Origin of the sequence: Nonomuraea sp. NPDC050790, assembly GCF_044456745.1 — a bacterium.
Taxonomy (GTDB): domain Bacteria; phylum Actinomycetota; class Actinomycetes; order Streptosporangiales; family Streptosporangiaceae; genus Nonomuraea.
Map to the genome: position 1 here is coordinate 249,349 of NZ_JBITGF010000010.1, position 17,034 is coordinate 266,382.

General features: G+C 70.0%; 13 protein-coding genes. 5 read left to right on the top strand and 8 right to left on the bottom strand.

The genetic code is table 11. From position 1 onward, the window contains the following. Position 1 precedes the first annotated feature (1 nt). Positions 2–1,153, top strand: coding sequence for a copper amine oxidase (locus ACIBEJ_RS41855; RefSeq protein WP_397188511.1), 1,152 nt, complete (start codon positions 2–4; stop codon positions 1,151–1,153). On the opposite strand, the gene ACIBEJ_RS41860 is transcribed toward ACIBEJ_RS41855, so the two are convergent. Further along, the gene (locus tag ACIBEJ_RS41860) at positions 1,116–1,823 is read right to left on the bottom strand and encodes a DUF4328 domain-containing protein (RefSeq protein WP_397188512.1); all 708 of its coding nucleotides are present in this window, start codon (positions 1,821–1,823) and stop codon (positions 1,116–1,118) included. The two genes, ACIBEJ_RS41855 and ACIBEJ_RS41860, sit on opposite strands and share 38 nt — an antisense overlap. A gap of 170 nt (positions 1,824–1,993) precedes the next feature. Here ACIBEJ_RS41860 and glgB point away from each other — a divergent pair, with 170 nt between their 5' ends. The 4 genes from glgB (at position 1,994) to sppA (ending at position 10,580) form a co-directional block, all read left to right on the top strand. Beyond that, the gene (gene glgB, locus ACIBEJ_RS41865) at positions 1,994–4,342 is read left to right on the top strand and encodes a 1,4-alpha-glucan branching protein GlgB (protein WP_397188513.1); all 2,349 of its coding nucleotides are present in this window, start codon (positions 1,994–1,996) and stop codon (positions 4,340–4,342) included. A 327-nt stretch (positions 4,343–4,669) separates the two neighbouring features. After that, positions 4,670–6,607, top strand: coding sequence for a S8 family peptidase (locus ACIBEJ_RS41870; RefSeq protein ID WP_397188514.1), 1,938 nt, complete (start codon positions 4,670–4,672; stop codon positions 6,605–6,607). Positions 6,608–6,862: 255 nt separating this feature from the next. Then, entirely contained in the window at positions 6,863–8,809 is a 1,947-nt protein-coding gene (locus ACIBEJ_RS41875; RefSeq protein WP_397188515.1) for a S8 family peptidase, read from the top strand. A gap of 70 nt (positions 8,810–8,879) precedes the next feature. Beyond that, positions 8,880–10,580, top strand: coding sequence for a signal peptide peptidase SppA (sppA, locus tag ACIBEJ_RS41880; protein ID WP_397188516.1), 1,701 nt, complete (start codon positions 8,880–8,882; stop codon positions 10,578–10,580). A 192-nt stretch (positions 10,581–10,772) separates the two neighbouring features. Here the strand turns inward: sppA and ACIBEJ_RS41885 are convergent, their stop codons facing one another. The 7 genes from ACIBEJ_RS41885 to ACIBEJ_RS41915 form a co-directional block, all read right to left on the bottom strand. Then, a complete protein-coding gene (locus ACIBEJ_RS41885) occupies positions 10,773–12,140 on the bottom strand; it encodes a sensor histidine kinase (RefSeq protein WP_397188517.1) in 1,368 nt (455 codons plus the stop codon). Between the two features lie 148 nt (positions 12,141–12,288). After that, on the bottom strand, positions 12,289–13,068 hold the full coding sequence (locus ACIBEJ_RS41890) for an alpha/beta fold hydrolase (RefSeq protein ID WP_397188518.1): 780 nt from the start codon (positions 13,066–13,068) through the stop codon (positions 12,289–12,291). A gap of 123 nt (positions 13,069–13,191) precedes the next feature. Beyond that, on the bottom strand, positions 13,192–13,668 hold the full coding sequence (locus ACIBEJ_RS41895) for a flavin reductase family protein (RefSeq protein ID WP_397188519.1): 477 nt from the start codon (positions 13,666–13,668) through the stop codon (positions 13,192–13,194). Between the two features lie 2 nt (positions 13,669–13,670). Beyond that, complete coding sequence (locus tag ACIBEJ_RS41900; RefSeq protein WP_397188520.1) at positions 13,671–14,597, bottom strand: ABC transporter substrate-binding protein; 927 nt, start codon at positions 14,595–14,597, stop codon at positions 13,671–13,673. 37 nt (positions 14,598–14,634) lie between these two features. Beyond that, positions 14,635–15,300, bottom strand: coding sequence for an ABC transporter permease (locus tag ACIBEJ_RS41905; RefSeq protein WP_397188521.1), 666 nt, complete (start codon positions 15,298–15,300; stop codon positions 14,635–14,637). Next, the gene (locus ACIBEJ_RS41910; RefSeq protein ID WP_397188522.1) at positions 15,297–15,971 is read right to left on the bottom strand and encodes an ABC transporter permease; all 675 of its coding nucleotides are present in this window, start codon (positions 15,969–15,971) and stop codon (positions 15,297–15,299) included. The genes ACIBEJ_RS41905 and ACIBEJ_RS41910 overlap by 4 nt, the downstream gene beginning before the upstream one ends. Further along, positions 15,964–17,025 carry an ABC transporter ATP-binding protein gene (locus ACIBEJ_RS41915; protein ID WP_397188523.1) on the bottom strand — a complete coding sequence of 354 codons (1,062 nt, stop codon included), beginning with the start codon at positions 17,023–17,025 and terminating at the stop codon, positions 15,964–15,966. Before ACIBEJ_RS41915 ends, ACIBEJ_RS41910 begins: the two co-directional genes overlap by 8 nt. Between the last annotated feature and the right edge of the window lie 9 nt (positions 17,026–17,034).

Below are 17,034 nucleotides of genomic sequence, written 5' to 3' on the forward strand. Positions count from 1 at the left end.
CTTGTTCCTGCAACTCGCTCTGGCGGTCTTCGTTGCCGCCGCCGGCTCCGCCACACCCCTCGCCTCCGGTACGGCTGCCGCGGAGCGGCCGTGTAGCTCGCCGTACCTGATCGACAGGGAGCTTCCCGGCGGCGCGCGCTGGCAGTTGTGCTGGGAGATGCGTACGATCGAGGGTCTGACGCTCAACCGGGTCACGTACGTGCCCAAGGGCTCGCCCGCGGTGAGCGTGCTGCGGAGCGCGGCGCTGGCGCAGATCCACGTGCCGTACGACTCGGGCGAGCCGCGCTACCACGACATCGGGTCGCTGGGCTCGGCGGCGATCCCGCTCACCGACGCCGACTGCCCCGGTGGTGAGCGGCGCAGGCAGGTCGTGTGCGTGACGACCAGGCCGCGCGGCCACGCGTACCTGAAGGACGGGTTCGGCGATCCGGCGCTGCGCAGGTCGAAGCAGGGGCGCGAGCTCGTGGTGCTGTCGGCCTACCAGGTGGGCTGGTACACCTACATCTCCGAGTTCGTCTTCGGCGACGACGGCTCGATCACGCCGCGCGCGGGCGCGACGGGATCGCTGGCGGGCACCACGACCGCGCCCAAGCACGGCTGGCCGATCGGCGTGGGCAGCAGGCACTTCGAGGAGTCGCACAGCCACAACGTGTTCTGGCGGATGGACTTCGACATCCAGGGCGCCTCCCGCGATGTCGTGGAACAGTACGACTTCGCGGGTGACCGGACGAAGAAGCGGGCGCTGAAGCGCACCGTGCTCCGCCGCGAGACCAAGGCGGTCAACCAGCGGATGCGCTGGTGGCGCGTGGTCGATCCCAAGGTGCGCAACACCGACCTCCACCCGGTGAGCTGGGAGATCAACAACTCCGACAGCGCGCAGTACCGGGGCCCGTCGGACGAGGCGTTCACCCGAGCCGATCTCTACGTGACCCAGTACCGCGCCTGCGAACGCCTGGCCACCTACAACGTGGCCCCGAAATGCGGCAAGTCAGTAGACAGGTACGCCGGCCGCGAGCGCGTCAAGGACCCGGTCATCTGGGTCAACGTCGGCTACCACCACGTCGCCAGGGACGAGGACGCCGACCCGATGCCGGTCCACTGGCAGGGCTTCCGCATCACGCCACGGGATGTGACGGCGAAGAACCCGCACTGACCGAGGTACGGCCCGCCTCCTGCATGGCCGTGATCTTCAGGATGATCGCGGCGGCCAGCGCGGCGGCGACCCAGTACAGCGCGATGCCGAACACGTCGAACCGGGCGGCGCGGGCGAGGTCCGCCGGCTCCTCACCGGCGAGCAGCAGCCGTAGCGCCACGTTCGAGACCAGCCAGGCGCAGAGCCACGTCAGCCACCAGGCCCACACCAGGCCGGGACGGCGGGCGTGGCCCAGCCCGACGCCCGTGACCCTGCCGGGTGTGGAGGCCACCCAGATGTCGTCCACGATCTGCTTGGGGAACCAGAGGTTGACGACCGGCACCACCCAGCCGAGCGTCAGCCACTTGCGCGAGTGCCGGTGCGGCTCGGGGCTGAGCGCCTCGGCGTTGTCGCGCGCGCGGAAGAGCCAGAACAGGAAGCCGGCGACGGCGGCCAGGTAGGCGGTCAACTCCACCAGGCCCGACCCGGCGTAGATCACGTCCGCGCTGTTCAGCTCCGCCTCGGTGATGGAGGCGGGATCGGTGATCGCCCGTTCCATGAGCGAGGCGACCCACAGGTCGACGCCCGCCGCGGCCAGGCCGACCGCGGAGTTGACGGCGAGCAGGGTGACGGCGAGCGTGGCCGGTCCGCGGACCGGACTCATGGGATTGGACGGCTCTAACGGGAGCATGGCGGGTCCTCGTGCATATGGGGTGGGGGGTGCGCCAGTATGTCGAGTGCGGGGGCTCCAGGTCATCTGGTTTGTGAAGCTGTGATTTCGCACTTTCGGTGATTCGCGTCGTGAAAACGGGCAGGGGCTGAGCCATACGACCGTCTTAGGGCACTGTGGGGAGCATGCCGATGAGGACAGAGCTCGACCGCCTCGCGGGCGGGGCACATCATGATCCGCATTCGATCCTCGGCGCCCACCCCGGTGGTGGCGGGGTCACCTTCCGCGCGCTGCGCCCGCTGGCCGAGCGGGTGGAGGTGGTGCTCGACGACGGCAGCTCGCATGTCATGGAGCACGTGGCGCACGGGGTGTTCGAGGTCATGGTGCCCGGCCTGGACAAAGTGCCCGGATACACCTTGCGGATCCGCTATGGGGGCGGCGAGCCGTACGAGACGAAGGACCCCTACCGCTACTGGCCCACGCTGGGCGAGATCGACCTGCATCTGATCGGCGAGGGCCGCCACGAGCGGCTCTGGGAGGCGCTCGGCGCGCGGGTGATGACCCACGACGAGACCGACGGCACCGCCTTCTCCGTCTGGGCTCCCAACGCGCGCGGCGTCAGGGTCGTCGGCGACTTCAACCACTGGGACGGCGTCGGGCACCCGATGCGCTCGCTGGGGCGCTCGGGGGTGTGGGAGCTGTTCGTGCCAGGGGTGGGGCCGGGGCAGCGCTACAAGTTCCAGATCCTCGGCGCGGACGGCGTGTGGCGCGACAAGGCCGACCCGATGGCCAGGCGGACCGAGACGCCGCCGCAGACCGCCTCGGTGGTCGAGCAGTCGCACTACACCTGGGACGACACCCGGTGGATGGCGGAGCGCGCCGCCGAGCCGGCGCAGCAGCGGCCGATGAGCGTGTACGAGGTGCATCTCGGGTCGTGGAAACCCGGACTTGGTTATCGCGAGTTGGCCGAACAGCTGACGGATTATGTCAGCGAGATGGGCTTCACGCATGTCGAGTTCATGCCCGTGGCCGAACATCCCTTCGGCGGCTCCTGGGGGTACCAGGTCACCTCCTACTACGCGCCGACCGCCCGCTTCGGTACCCCCGACGAGTTCCGGCACCTCGTGGACCGGCTGCACCAGGCCGGCATCGGCGTCCTGCTCGACTGGGTGCCCGCGCACTTCCCCATGGACGACTGGGCGCTGGCCCGCTTCGACGGCACCCCGCTGTACGAGCACGCCGACCCCGCCCGCGGCGAACACCCCGACTGGGGCACCTACGTCTTCGACTACGGCCGCACCGAGGTCCGCAACTTCCTGGTGGCCAACGCGGTCTACTGGCTGCAGGAGTTCCACATCGACGGGCTGCGCGTGGACGCGGTGGCCTCGATGCTCTACCTGGACTACTCGCGGCGCGAGGGCGAGTGGACGCCCAACGTGTTCGGCGGCCGGGAGAACCTCGACGCGGTGGAGTTCCTGAAGGAGATGAACGCCGTCGTCTACCGGGAGGCTCCGGGCATCTCGACCGTGGCCGAGGAGTCGACCGCCTGGCCGGGAGTCTCCCGGCCGGTCCACCTGGGCGGCCTCGGCTTCGGCTTCAAGTGGAACATGGGCTGGATGCACGACACGCTCGCCTACCTCAGGCACGAGCCGGTCTTCCGCCAGTACCACCACCACCAGATGACCTTCTCGCTCATGTACGCCTACAGCGAGAACTTCGTCCTCCCCCTCTCCCACGACGAGGTCGTGCACGGCAAGGGTTCGCTGCTGGGCAAGATGCCCGGCGACGAGTGGCAGCGCTTCGCCCAGTTGCGGGCGCTGCTGGCGTTCATGTGGGCGCATCCCGGCAAGCAGCTCCTGTTCATGGGCGGCGAGTTCGGCCAGGGCTCGGAGTGGTCGGAGGAGCGCGGGCTCGACTGGTGGGTGCTGGAGTTCGACGTGCACAAGGGCGTGCAGAAGCTGGTGCGCGACCTCAACGAGGTCTACCGGCGCATGCCGCCGCTGTGGGAGCAGGACTGCTCGCCCGAGGGGTTCCGCTGGATCGACGCCGACGACGCCTCGGGCAACACGTTCTCCTTCGTCCGCTTCGCGGCCGACGGGGGCGCGGTGGCGTGCGTGGTCAACTTCAGCGGGGCGCCGCACGAGGACTACCGCCTTGGCCTGCCGTACGGCGGGCGGTGGGAGGAGGTCGTCAACACCGATGCCTACGAGTACGCGGGCAGCGGGGTCGGCAACCTCGGCGCGGTGGAGGCGATCGAGGAGTCGCGGCACGGCCTGCCGTACTCGACGGTGCTCCGGGTCCCGCCGCTGGGCGCGGTATGGCTCCACAGCAACGGCCCGGCCACGGCCCGCCCCGACCTGCCGGCCACCGAACCCGCAGCGGTTGAGGCAGCACCCATGGAAACCCGAGCCTCAACCATCGGAGCCGCAGGGGCGGGGGTATCACTCACCGAACCCGAAGACCCAACCGCCGAAACCGTGACCCCAACCGCCGAACCCGTGGCCCCAACCGCCGAAGCGGCAGAGACCGACAAGGCCTGACGAGCCACCTCCGGAGCCGCCCGCTTCTCAGGTCCCGGGCGGTTCCGGGTCGTCGAGGGCGTTGAGGGTGGACGGATGGGTGACAGTGGTACGCGGGTGGGGCCGGTGGTGGGGTGGCTTAACGGAAGCTCAAGGGTGGCTTAAAAGGGATCTTCACCCATTGCCCTGACAAGCCGGTCATCTCTACGCTTCCTCCAGCAATCTGAGGCCCCCTCAGCCCCCTGCCAGGCGAGGGGGCCTCAGGTTGCGCGCACCGTCTCCGGGCCGCCTCTGGGCTTGGGCGGCAATTCCCCCTAAACTCCGAGATCATCCCCCATCGGAGGACGTGTGCGACTTCGACGCCTGATCGCGGCAGCGGCCCTGCTCGCCGTACTCCCGGCCACCCCCGCCTTCGCCGACGACCCGCCCCCGGTCTCCAACAACCCGGTCTCTGACAAACCGGCCTCTGACACACCGGTCTCCAACGACCCGGTCCCCGACAAGCCGGCCTCCGACAAGCTTGAGGAGAGCCTGGCTGTTGACTCCGGCCCGGTACGCGCCATCGTCGAGCTGACCGATCCGGCCCAGAACGCCCCGATCGCCGGCGCCGCCGCCCAGAGCGACGTGGAGGTCCTGCTCCAGCCGGCGACACAACCATTCGTGGTCGTGAACGGCACCGCCGAAGAGCTGGCGAGGTTGGCCGAGGACCCGAGGGTCACCTCGGTACGCCGCGACCGCGCCTACCCGCCCACGCTGTCCTCCAGCCTCAAGCAGATCGGCGCCGACCAGGCCCACGCGCAGGGACACACCGGCGCCGGCCAGACGATCGCCGTCCTGGACACCGGCATCGACCGCGACCACCCGTTCTTCCAGGGACGCATCGTCGACGAAGCCTGCTTCTCCGCCGTCGACCAGGGCGTGGAGTCGCTGTGCCCGAACGGGTCGACGACGCAGGTCGGAGCGGGCGCGGCCGACGTCGAGATCGACAGGTGCATGGCCGGCGGCGTGAACCTCTGCGACCACGGCACCCACGTGGCCGGCATCGCGGCGGGCAGCGGCGGCGTGGCACCCGGGGCGAGCATCATCGCGGTCCAGGTGTTCAGCCGCATCAACGACCCTGAGGTGTGCGGCGAGCCGACCTGCCTGGCGGCGTACGAGTCGTCGCTGCGCCTGGCCATGGACCACATCGGCGCCCTGGCCGCCTCCCGTCCGATCGCGGCGGTCAACCTCAGCCTGGGCGGCTGGCCGACGCCCGCCTCCTGCGACACCAGCGAGGAGGGCGCCGCGTTCAAGCCCAAGGTCGACGACCTGCTGGCGAAGGGCGTGGCGACGGTGGTCGCGGCGGGCAACGAGTCGTTCGGCGGCGCGTCCTACCCGGCCTGTGTGTCCTCGGCCGTGGCCGTCGGCGCCAACGACGACGGCGACAGGATCGCCGACTTCTCCAACCGGGGTGGGCTGCTCGACCTGTTCGCGCCGGGCGTGGACATCGACTCGTCGGTCCCCGACGACCAGATGACCACCTACAGCGGCACCTCGATGGCCGCGCCGCATGTCGCGGGGGCGCTGGCCGTACTGAAGGCGCAGAACCCGCAGGCGCCGATGCCGGAGCTGATCGAGAAGCTGAGGACCACCGGCCGCCCCTACACCTACGACGGCGTCACGACGCCGCGCCTGGACCTGCAGGCGGCGCTGTCCGGCGCCACGCCCGGCCCTCCGATCGAGCAGACCCCCACGACCCCCGAGAACCCCGGAGACCCCGGAAACCCGGGGAACCCGGAAGACCCGGGCAACCCGGACCCCGGCCCCAGCGGCCCCTCCCCCGAGCCCAACCCCGATCCCGCGCCGGACGACCCGCAGCCCACCCCCGTCCCGCTGCCCACCGTGACGGTGACCGTGACGGTGAAGGCCACCCCGCCCGCGACGATCTGCAAGAGGGGTACGGCCGGCAAGAAGCTGACCGGCAAGCAGTGGGCCGTGGAGATCCACCGCAGCAGCGGCACGATGCCGGACGCCACCCTCACCTGCTACCTGCGGCTGGTGGGCAAGGCCAGCAAGGTGTTCCCGGAGGTGACCAGGGCCTCGACGCTGGGAACGGCGTACCGGGTGCTGAAGGGCACGTCGGGCGCGCGGGCCAAGCTGGACGCGGCGCTGCTGAAGGGCTGGCTGAACTGGTCGAACGGCACCGGCAGCCTCCAGGCGCTCCAGTCCGCGGAAAAGGCCCGCCTGAGCGCCAAATCCACGACAGCCAAACTTACAAAAGTCACGAAAGCCCTAAAGGCCAGCTAACCATCCGGAACCCGAGATATCCGCATAACGGAGCCGTCTCGATACCCCACGTGGCGCAAGCCCCTCAGTAAGCTCATGCCTCACGACCATCACACGTGGGGATTTTTCCGGCTTTCGTAAGCCAAATCGGCGCATGAGCTACTGGGGGGCTTTCTCGTACCACAGCTCTGCTTCGGCGCGCCACGCCGTTGACGGCGTCCCACTGCCTCACGCCTGCCCGTGTGTCCGGGCCGGCGCCTACCCCTCGGAGGAACGGTGAGACTACGGTCTCTGCTTGCCGGCGCGGTCGCGCTGGCGGCGACCTCGGTCGCTCTCGTGGCGGCCCCGGCTGCCCAGGCGGCCACCGCTGACCCGGTCGTCAGCGCGGAGTTGAAGCAGGAAGCGAAGACGAAGACCGTCCGCGCGATCATCGAGCTGGTGCCCGGCGCCACCGTCAAGGACGTCGCGGGCGACACCGAGGACGCCTCCAAGAAGACGGACGTGATCGAGGACGACGCCTCGTCGAAGTTCTTCGTCGCGGAGGTGGACGCGGCGACGCTCAAGGCGCTGCAGGACGACAAGCGCATCAAGTCCATCCAGAAGGACGAGCTCCGCGCGGCCACGCTCGACGCCAGCACCAAGCTGATCGGCTCGGACAAGGCGAACGAGGCCGGCTGGACCGGCAAGGGCTACACCGTCGCCGTCCTCGACACCGGCGTCGACAGCGACCACCCCTTCCTCGCGGGCCGGCTGGTCGGCGACGCGTGCTTCTCCACGAACTTCGAGAACACGCAGTACAAGGCCGAGTCGCTCTGCCCGAACAAGGAAGAGAAGCAGGTCGGCCCCGGCGCGGCCAACGCCGAGACCGAGCGGTGCATCGCCAATGGCGTCAACGAGTGCGACCACGGCAGCCACGTGGCCGGCATCGCGGCGGGCAAGAAGACCGAGGGCGCCCCGGCCAGCGGCGTGGCCCCCGAGGCCAGGATCATGCCGATCCAGGTCTTCAGCCGCATCGTCACCAAGAGCGTCTGCGAGGGCTTCGGCATCCCCGCACCCTGCTACCTGAGCTTCGACTCCGACCAGAAGCTGGCGCTGGAGTACCTGGCGACGGTCGCCACGGCCAACAACGTCGTCGCGGTCAACATGAGCCTGGGCGGCAACCAGAAGTACACCAAGGCGTGTGACGCCGACCCGCAGGCCAACACCATCAAGGCGAACATCGACGCGCTCGCGGGGCTCGGCGTGGCCACGGTCATCGCCTCGGGCAACTCCGCGTTCCAGGACGGCGTCAGCAGCCCCGCCTGCATCTCCACCGCCGTCACCGTGGGCGCCACCGACGACGGCGACGCCGTCGCCGGGTTCAGCAACCGCGGCAGGCTGCTGGACCTGTTCGCGCCGGGCGTCGGCATCAACTCCTCGGTCCCGAACAACGTCTACGGCAACATGAGCGGCACCTCGATGGCCGCGCCGCACGTCGCGGGCGCCTTCGCGGTCGTGAAGCAGGCCCATCCCGCGTACGGCCCGGCCCAGATCCTGGCCAAGCTCCGCGCCACCGGCAAGCAGATCACCTACCAGGCCGGGAACAGCCGGGTCACCACGCGGCGGATCGACCTGGCCAAGGCCACCCCGCCGAAGCCGACCCAGTCGCCCACCCCGACCCCGACGCCCACCCCCACGGTGACGCCGACCGTGACGCCCACGCCGACCCCCACGGCCACCGTCACGCCGACCCCCACCCCGACGCCCACCAAGACCCAGCCTTCGCAGCCGGATCCGGACCCGATCGCGATCGACCCGAACCCGGAGCCGGTCCCCGACACCTGCGTGCGCGGCAAGGGCACCAAGCCGCTCAGCTCGAAGGCGTGGGCCACCGAGATGCTGAAGAACAAGGGCTCGCTGTCGGACAAGACGCTGATCTGCTACCTGTCGATCGCGCAGAACGGCAGCAAGGTCTTCCCCGAGGTGTCCAAGGCCGACACGCTGGCTCGTGCGTACAAGGTGCTGAAGCCGAAGTCGAAGGCGGCCAAGGCGCTGCTCGACCGGGAGCTGCTGGCCGCGTGGCTGAACTACGCGCACGGCGTCTACAACTCCTCGGCCAAGGTGCACGGCAAGACCACGCTGAAGACGGCGATCACCGTCGCCGAGAAGCACCGGACCGGCAAGGCGACGACGGCGCAGCTGAAGAAGTCGGCCGTCTTCCTCTACCGGCACGTCAACAAGTAACGAACGCCTGATCGCCGTCCCTCTCCGGGGTGCCGCCCCGGAGAGGGACATGTCGCTTAGGGTGTGAAATATGGACCCAGGCAAGGCGATCTTCGAAACCGTTGACAAGCTTCGCCAGCGGCGCACCGCCCCGCTCGTGCTGGAGCTCGATCTCACCGAGGGGCTCACCGAAGGGCCTCCGGCGGATCCGCTCTCGGCGTTGCTGTCCATGCGCAAGCCGCGCCTGGCCGACGTGCTCGGCGGGCTCAAGCGGGCCAGGCACGACTCGCGGGTCAAGGCGCTGATCGTGAAGATCGGCGGGCAGCCGCTGGGCCTGGCCATGGTTCAGGAGCTGCGGCAGGCCGTCATCCACTTCCGCGCCTCGGGGAAGCTGACCGTCGCCTTCTCCGAGACGTTCGGCGAGTTCGGCAACGGCACCGTCCCCTACTACCTCGCCTCCGCCTTCGAGCGGGTCTACCTCCAGCCCAGCGGCGACGTGGGTCTCACCGGCGTCGCGATCGAGCAGCGCTTCATCAAGAACGCCCTGGGCAAGCTGGGCATCGCCTACGAAGGCGGGCAGCGGCACGAGTACAAGACCGCGGCCAACATGTTCACCCAGGACCACATGACCGAGCCGCACCGCGAGTCGCTGACCAGAATCACCGAGTCGGTGACCGAGCAGGTCGCGGCCGGGATCGCCGACGGCCGCCGCCTGGACGTCGAGAAGGTGCGCGAACTCGTCGACCGGGGCCCGTTCATCGGGGCCGAGGCGGTCGAGGCCGGGCTGGTCGACCGGCTGGCCTACCGCGACGAGGTCTACGAGGAGGTCAAGAAGGCCGCGGGCGCGGACTCGATGCTGCTGTTCGTGTCGCGGTATGCGAAGACGCCCGCCGTACGGAAGCTTCCTCATCCCGGGGCGGACACGGTCGCGCTCGTCCACGGCAGCGGGCCGATCAGGATGGGCCGCAGCGGTCGCAGCCCGCTCGGCGGCGGCGGTGGCGCGATGGGGTCGGACACGATCGCGGCGGCGCTGCGGGCGGCGCGCAGGGACGAGCACGTCAAGGCCGTGGTGTTCCGGGTCGACAGCCCCGGCGGGTCTTATGTGGCCTCTGACACGGTCTGGCGGGAGGTCGTGCTGACCCGCAAGACCAAGCCGGTGATCGTCTCGATGGGCGACGTGGCGGCGTCGGGCGGGTACTTCGTCGCGATGGCGGCGGACGTCATCGTCGCGCAGCCGGGGACGCTGACCGGGTCGATCGGGGTGTTCGGCGGCAAGCCCGTCCTTTCCGAACTGCTGGAGAAGGTCGGGGTCAACTCCGAGCTGATCTCCCAGGGGGCCAACGCGGGGATGTTCTCCACGTCCCGGGCCTTCTCCCCGGAGCAGTGGGATCGGGTCAACGCCTGGCTGGACCGGATTTACGATGACTTCGTGGGCAAGGTGGCCGACGGGCGCAAGCTGACCCGCGAACGGGCCCACGAACTCGCCCGCGGCCGGGTCTGGACCGGCGCCGACGCCCGCGAGGGCGGTCTGGTCGACGAGCTCGGCGGGCTGGAGGACGCGCTGGGGCTGGCCCGCAAGCGCGCCGGGCTGGCCGACGACGCGCCCGTGCGCACCTACCCGCGACTGAACCCGCTGGAGCGCCTGCGCGGCCCCGACTCCAGCGAGGACCGCGCCGCGGCGCTGACCCGCATGCGCCTGGAGGCATGGGGCCCGCTCGCCCGCCTGTCGGCCGAACTCGGCCTCCCACCCCAGGGCCCCCTCGCCCTCCCCACCTGGTACGAAATCCGCTGAACACCGCACAACCCAGGCGTCAAAGCCCCTGAACCGGGCGCCGCGTCTGAGGGCCGCAGCGTCCGAGACGCGCCGGACAAACGGGGCGCCGTATCGGATGCGCGCCGCCGTACATCCGCATCTTCCCGAGGATGTACGGCAAGCCGCCCCACCACCCCCCGCCGACGTCGGCGGGCAGGTCGGGAGGTGTCGTCAGGCAGTCTGACGGGGTTGCTCGCCGTGACGGCCCGCGGAGACCCCCGAGCGGGTCAGAAGCGGCAGCCGCAGCACGAACGTGGAGCGATCCTCGACCCGCAGCGTCCCACCGTGCCGGGTCGCGATCTCCCGCGCGATTGGCAGCCCGAGCCCGCTGCCGCCCGGATCCCGGGTGCGCCCCTCGGCCAGCCGGGTGAAGCGCTGGAACACCCGCTCGCGATCCTCGGGCGCGAGCCCGGCGCCGTCGTCGCCGACCTCCAGCACGGCCTGCTCGGCGCAGGTGTCCGAGCGCACCGTGATCCGGACCGTGGAGTCGGCGTGCCTGATCGCGTTGTCCAGGAGGTTGACCAGCACGCGGGCGAGCTGCAGCCGGTCGCCCTCGACGACGACGCCGCTCTCCAGCTCCGTCACCAGCTTCTTGGCCGGATGCCGCCTGGCCAGCTCGTCGCGGGCCAGTTCGGCCAGGTCGAGGGGCTCGGGCCGAGGTTCCATGCCGGCGTCCAGCCTGGCGACGGCCAGGAGGTCCTCGACGAGGAGCTGCAGCCGGTCGGCGGCCCGGTCCACGGCTTCGAGCGCGGCGTGCTCGGGGCCGTCGCCGCGGGTCTCCATGAGCGCCAGGTCCACCTCGGCGCGCAGCCCGGTGATGGGGCTGCGCAGCTCGTGTGAGGCGTCGGCGACGAAGCTGCGCTGCTGGCTGAGCGCGCCGTCGAGCCGGTCGAGCGTCTGGTTCACGGTGACGGCGAGCGCGGCGATCTCGTCGTGGCGGCCGGTCTCCGGCACCCGGCGGTGGGGGTCGCTGCCGGTGATCTCCTCCAGCTCGGCGGTGATCGCCTTGACGGGCTTGAGCGCCCGCGAGACCAGCACCCACGTCAGCACCACCACGACGGCGGTGCCCACGAGCTCGGCGACGAGCAGTCCGAGCAGGGCGCCCCAGTCGTAGAGGTAGCCGGGCTTCGGAGCGGCGACGTAGACCGTCACGCCCTCGTCGCCGGTGTGGGCGACGGTGACGCCGACCGTGATGAGCTCGCGGCCGTCGTGCTGGACGAGGCCGTCCCAGCGGAAGTCGTCCTGGGGCGGGCGCTGGGTGGTCAGCGGCGGCTGCCCGGCCAGGTCGGGGGTGCTCGCCAGCACCTTGCCGTCGTCGGCGACCACCTGGACGCTCTGGCCGCTCACCACCGGAATCGGGTTCGGCAGAGCGTCCTCACTGGCCAGTACGGCCAGCCGGCGGGCCGCGGTGGCCAGTTGTTCCGTAACGCTGTCGACCTGGGCGCGATACCCCTGGACGGCCAGTCCGGTACACAGAACCAGACCGAGGACCGTGGAAACCAGCCCGGCGATGACGCAGCTGCGCGCGCGAAGGCTCACGCGTTACCCCCCTTTGTGCGTTTTGTGAGAACGCCTACCGGCGAGTAAAGCTTCCGGATATATCAGTATTTGCCCAGGTCAGGGGGCCCGCAATCCTCCAGATTCGCCGCGCTGCCCGCTGCTTCCGACAACAGGTAAAAACTCTGAGTCAGGAGGCGAAGAAGGCGCGCAGCGCCGGGGCGAGGGCGGCCGGGTCGACGTTGTGCGGCTGCCCGGCCAGCGTCTCGCGACGGCCGTCGGGAAGGGCGGCGGCCAGCGCCTCGGCGGAGTTGGTGGCCCACGGCAGGGTGCCGCCGTCGAGGATCAGGGCCGGGATCCCCACCCCCGCCATACGGCCGGCGTCCAGGGAGAAGTCGCCGACGACCATGGCGTCGTAGATCAGGGTGTGGGCGGCCTTCTCCATGCCCGGCCACATCGGCATGCCGCGCATCGGGGTGACGAACTCGACGGGCAGCCCGACGGCGGCGGTCAGGAAGAGCTCCACCATGTCGCCCCTGCGGTCCTGCGCGCGCAGCTCGACGAGCCGGTCGAGGTAGTCGGCGGGAACCGGCGGGCGGGAGTCGTCGACGATGTACGGGGCCTCCCAGACGGCCAGCTTGGTGATGGGCAGCCCGTTCAGGACCGCCTCCAGCCCGATGATGCCGCCGCCGGAGGAGCCGAAGACGTACGCCTGGCCGCCCGCCTCCCGGATGACGGCGTCGAGGTCCTGGTAGACGCGCTCGACGCTGAACGGCTCGGTGTCGCCGCTCTCGCCGGAGCCGCGCCGGTCGTAGTTGTACACCGTGAACGAGTCGGCCAGCAGCTCGGCCAGCGGCGCGTTGACGGAACGGTCGGTGGCGCCGCCGCCACCCACGATGACCAGCGCGGGGCCCTCGCCCACCCGGTCGTAGGCGATCGTGGTGCCGTCCTGGGAACGAACGCTGCTCATGGTCTTCTCCCTGTCTGGGGGTCGCTTGCCTCCAGTGTTCTACGGACAAAGAAAACTGTCAAGAATAAAAATTCTTTCGGTGAACGGCATGCGGCCGCCAGGACCGGGATCACGGAATCAGGGTCAGACCGGGCGGTAGCGGCCGCGCAGCCGTACCAGAGGGTCGAGAGAGGGGGTGACGTAGTCGACGGCGAGCACGCTCGCCAGGAACAGCGTGTGGTCGCCCGCCGGGACCACGCGGGCGGTCTCCAGCTCCAGCGCGGCCACCCCGCCCCCGACGATCAGCGCGGAGGTGCGCGGGCCGCGGTGGTGCGGGACACCGGCCACCAGATGCCGCGCCGAAGGCCGTCCCGCGGTGGCGAACCGGCTGGCCACGGCCGCCTGCCCCGCCGACAGCAGGGACGCGGCCCACAGGTCCTGGCGCAGCAGTACCTCTGCCAGGTAGCCGCGGCTGGTCAGCGAGACCAGCACCAGCGGCGGGTCGGCGGAGACCGACATCAGGGCGGACACCGTGACCCCGAGGTCGTCGCGGTCGTCACGAACCGTGACGACCGCGACGCCGGCGGCCAGTTGGGCCATCGCCTCGGTGAACTCGCTCAAGCTCAGCCGAGCCCGTTGGCCGACAGCCACTCCTTGGCCACGGTGGCCGGCTCGTCCTTGTTGACGGAGATCTTCGTCATCATCTCGACCAGCGACTGCGTGGTGAGCTTGGCGGAGACCGCGTCGAGGGTGGTCCTGATCGTGTCGTTCGCGCCGGCCTTGAAGATCAGCGGGGTGACGTTCTGGGCGGGGAAGATGTTCTTCGGGTCCTCAAGGGGAACCAGCTTGTTGGCGATGATCTTCGGGTCGGTCGTGAAGACGTTGCCGGCCTGGATCGTGCCGTCCTTGATGGCATCCGCGGTGGTGGGGCCGGTGGGCTTCCACTCCTTGAACTCCAGGCCGTAGACCTCCTTGAAGCGGGCCTCCCAGCGCTTCTTGAACTCCGGCGGGCCGCCGACGATCATGTTCTTCGACACCTTGGCCAGGTCTTCCATCGACTTCAGGGAGTCCTTGGTCGCCGACGCCTCGGTGACCGACAGGCTGTCCTTGTCCTCGGCGGGCGAGGAGGTGAGGATCTCCAGCGTGTCGGGCAGCTTCTCCTTCAGCGCCGCGTCCACGTCGGCGGTGGTGCCGGCCGTGGTCTTCGGGTCGATGAAGGCCAGCAGGTTGCCGTTGTACTCGGGCACGATGGTCAGGCCGCCGCTCTTGACCTGGTCGTAGACGACCTCGCGGCTGCCGATGCGGGGCTTCTCCTCGACCTGGACGCCCTTGGCCTCCAGCGCCTGGGCGTAGATGGAGCCGAGCAGGACGCTCTCGTCGAAGTCGAAGGAGCCGATGACGGCCTTGCCACCGGCCGCACTGCTGGCGGCGCCGCTGGGCTGGGCGCTGGTGGTGTCGAGCGGGTTGCCTCCGGAGCCGGAGGATCCGCAAGCGGCCAGCACGAGGCCGGCCGACAGCAGCACCGCCGCGGTGCTGAACATGCGTTTCATCAATATTTCCCTTCTTAGCGGGGGGTTGAGTAGGAGACTAGCGAACTCTCTGACTAACCCCCGGAGAGACGCTCACCCGCTGGACGAGGGTGAACGCCAGCTGCACCACCAGGGCGAACAGCACAATCAGTACAGAACCGCCAACCACGCTCGCATAGTCCTTCGTGGCGAAACCGTCGATGACGAACCGCCCGAGCCCGCCCAGACCGGTGTACGCGGCGACGGTCGTGGTGGCCACCACCTGGATGGCCGACAGCCGCAGACCCAGCAGGATCAGCGGCAGCGCCACCGGGACCAGCACCCGTCCGAGCACCTGCCCGCCACGCAGACCCATCCCGTACGCGGCGTCGCGCAGCTCGGGATCCACACCCCTGATTCCCTCGAACGTGTTGACCAGGATCGGCGGGATCGACAGCAGCACCAGCGGAATGATCACCGGCAGGATCGACCCGGTGCCCAGCAACAGCACGAACAGCACGAGCAGACCCAGCGTGGGCAGCGCCCGAGCCAGGTTGGCGGTGACCACCACGAGCACGCCGCCCTTGCCGGTGTGCCCGATCAGCAGGCCGAGCGGGATCGCGATCAGCACCGCGAGCAGCAGCGCCAGCACCGAGTACTCCAGGTGCTCCAGCAGCCGCATGGGGATGCCGCTGGGGCCGGTCCAGTTGGCCGGGTCGCCGAAGAAGTCCGTCAGCCAGTTCACGACGCCCTCCTCGCCCGCACCCACGGCGTCAGCAGCCGCTGCGCCAGCACCAGCAGTCCGTCGGCGACCAGCGCCAGCAGCACGATGCCCACGATGCCCACGACGACCGGCGGCAGGAACGGATTCTGGTAGGCCCGGGTGAACAACATCCCGAGCCCGCCCTCACCGATCACCGCGCCGACGCTGACCAGCGAGATGCTGGAGACCGCGACGACCCGCAGGCCCGCCAGCACGACCGGGGCGGCGATCGGCAGCTCCACCTTCACCAGCCGGCGGATCGGGGTGAAGCCCATGGCCACGGCCGACTGGCGGACGTGGTCGGGCACCGCGCCCAGCCCGTCGACCACCGACGGGATCAGCACCGCCATGGCGTAGAAGGTCAGCGGGATGATCACGGTGGTCTGCGACAGTCCGGTGACCGAGATCAGCAGCATGAAGATCGGCAGCGACGGCAGCGCGTAGAGGACGTTCATCAGCCCGGACGTGGGCTGGTACAACCACCGGAAGCGCACGCACGCCAGCCCCAGCGGCAGCGACAGCGCGAGCCCGACCACGATCGGCACCAGCGACATCACCAGATGGTCGCTGAGCAGGCTGTTGATGCTGCCGGCCCGTCCGGTGTCCCAGTTGCGGGCGAACCACTCCCAGAGTGTCGGCGGCCCGTCAGACATCGGCGGCCTCCGCGAGCGCCTCGTCGAGGGCCTCACGGGTGGCCACGCCGACCACCTTCCCGTCCTCGTCCACGGCCACCGCGCAGCCCGACGGCGACAGCAGCGCCGCGTCGAGCGCCGAACGCATGTTGTCCTTGCCGTGCAGGAAGGTCCCGTACGGCTCCCGCTCCTCCGGCCGCCGGGGCGACACCCACGCCACCGGCCGCTGGTCGGAACCGACGATCAGCAGCCAGGGCTCCTCCGAGTTCGCGGGCAGCGACCCCTCGGCGACGGTCAGGTCGTTGCGCAGCCGCAGCCCGGCCGCCGAGATGAACTGCAGGCGCCGGATCCCCCTGTCGTGCCCCAGGAACTCGCGGACGAAGTCGTCGGCGGGCTCCGACAGCAGCGTCTTGGGGTCGGCCAGTTGCGCCAGCCGCCCGCCCACGCGCAGCACGGCCACACGGTCGCCGAGCTTGATGGCCTCGTCGATGTCGTGCGTGACGAAGACGATGGTCTTGTTCAGCTCGGACTGCAGCTTGAGCAGCTCTTCCTGAAGGCTCGTGCGCACGATCGGGTCGACCGCGCTGAACGGCTCGTCCATGAGCAGCACCGGCGGGTCGGCGGCCAGCGCCCTGGCCACCCCGACGCGCTGCTGCTGGCCGCCCGACAACTGGAACGGGTACCGCTGCGCCATCGCCGGGTCCAGCCCGACGACCTCCAGCAGCTCCATCGCCCGGTCACGGGCCTTCTTCTTGTCCCAGCCGAGCAGGAACGGCACCGTGGCGACGTTGTCGACGATCTTCCGGTGCGGGAACAGCCCGGCCTGCTGGATGACGTAACCGATCCCCCTGCGCAGCGTGGGCGGGTCGATCGTCTGCACGGCGGTGCCGTCCAGCAGGATCTGACCGTCCGACGCGTCGATCATGCGGTTGATCATCCGAAGTGAGGTGGTCTTGCCGCACCCCGACGGCCCGACGAACACGGTGATCTGGCCCGTGGGCGCCTCAAGGCTGAGGTCGTCCACGGCGACGGTGCCGTCCGGATAGCGTTTGGTGACAGAGTCGAACGTGATCACGCGTGACCT

Bases quoted from the DNA above. Each gene is read 5' to 3' on its own strand.
- ACIBEJ_RS41860 (WP_397188512.1), bottom strand. From the start codon at position 1,823: ATGCTCCCGTTAGAGCCGTCCAATCCCATGAGTCCGGTCCGCGGACCG.
- glgB (WP_397188513.1), top strand. From the start codon at position 1,994: ATGAGGACAGAGCTCGACCGCCTCGCGGGCGGGGCACATCATGATCCG.
- sppA (WP_397188516.1), top strand. From the start codon at position 8,880: ATGGACCCAGGCAAGGCGATCTTCGAAACCGTTGACAAGCTTCGCCAG.
- ACIBEJ_RS41890 (WP_397188518.1), bottom strand. From the start codon at position 13,068: ATGAGCAGCGTTCGTTCCCAGGACGGCACCACGATCGCCTACGACCGG.
- ACIBEJ_RS41900 (WP_397188520.1), bottom strand. From the start codon at position 14,597: ATGAAACGCATGTTCAGCACCGCGGCGGTGCTGCTGTCGGCCGGCCTC.
- ACIBEJ_RS41910 (WP_397188522.1), bottom strand. From the start codon at position 15,971: ATGTCTGACGGGCCGCCGACACTCTGGGAGTGGTTCGCCCGCAACTGG.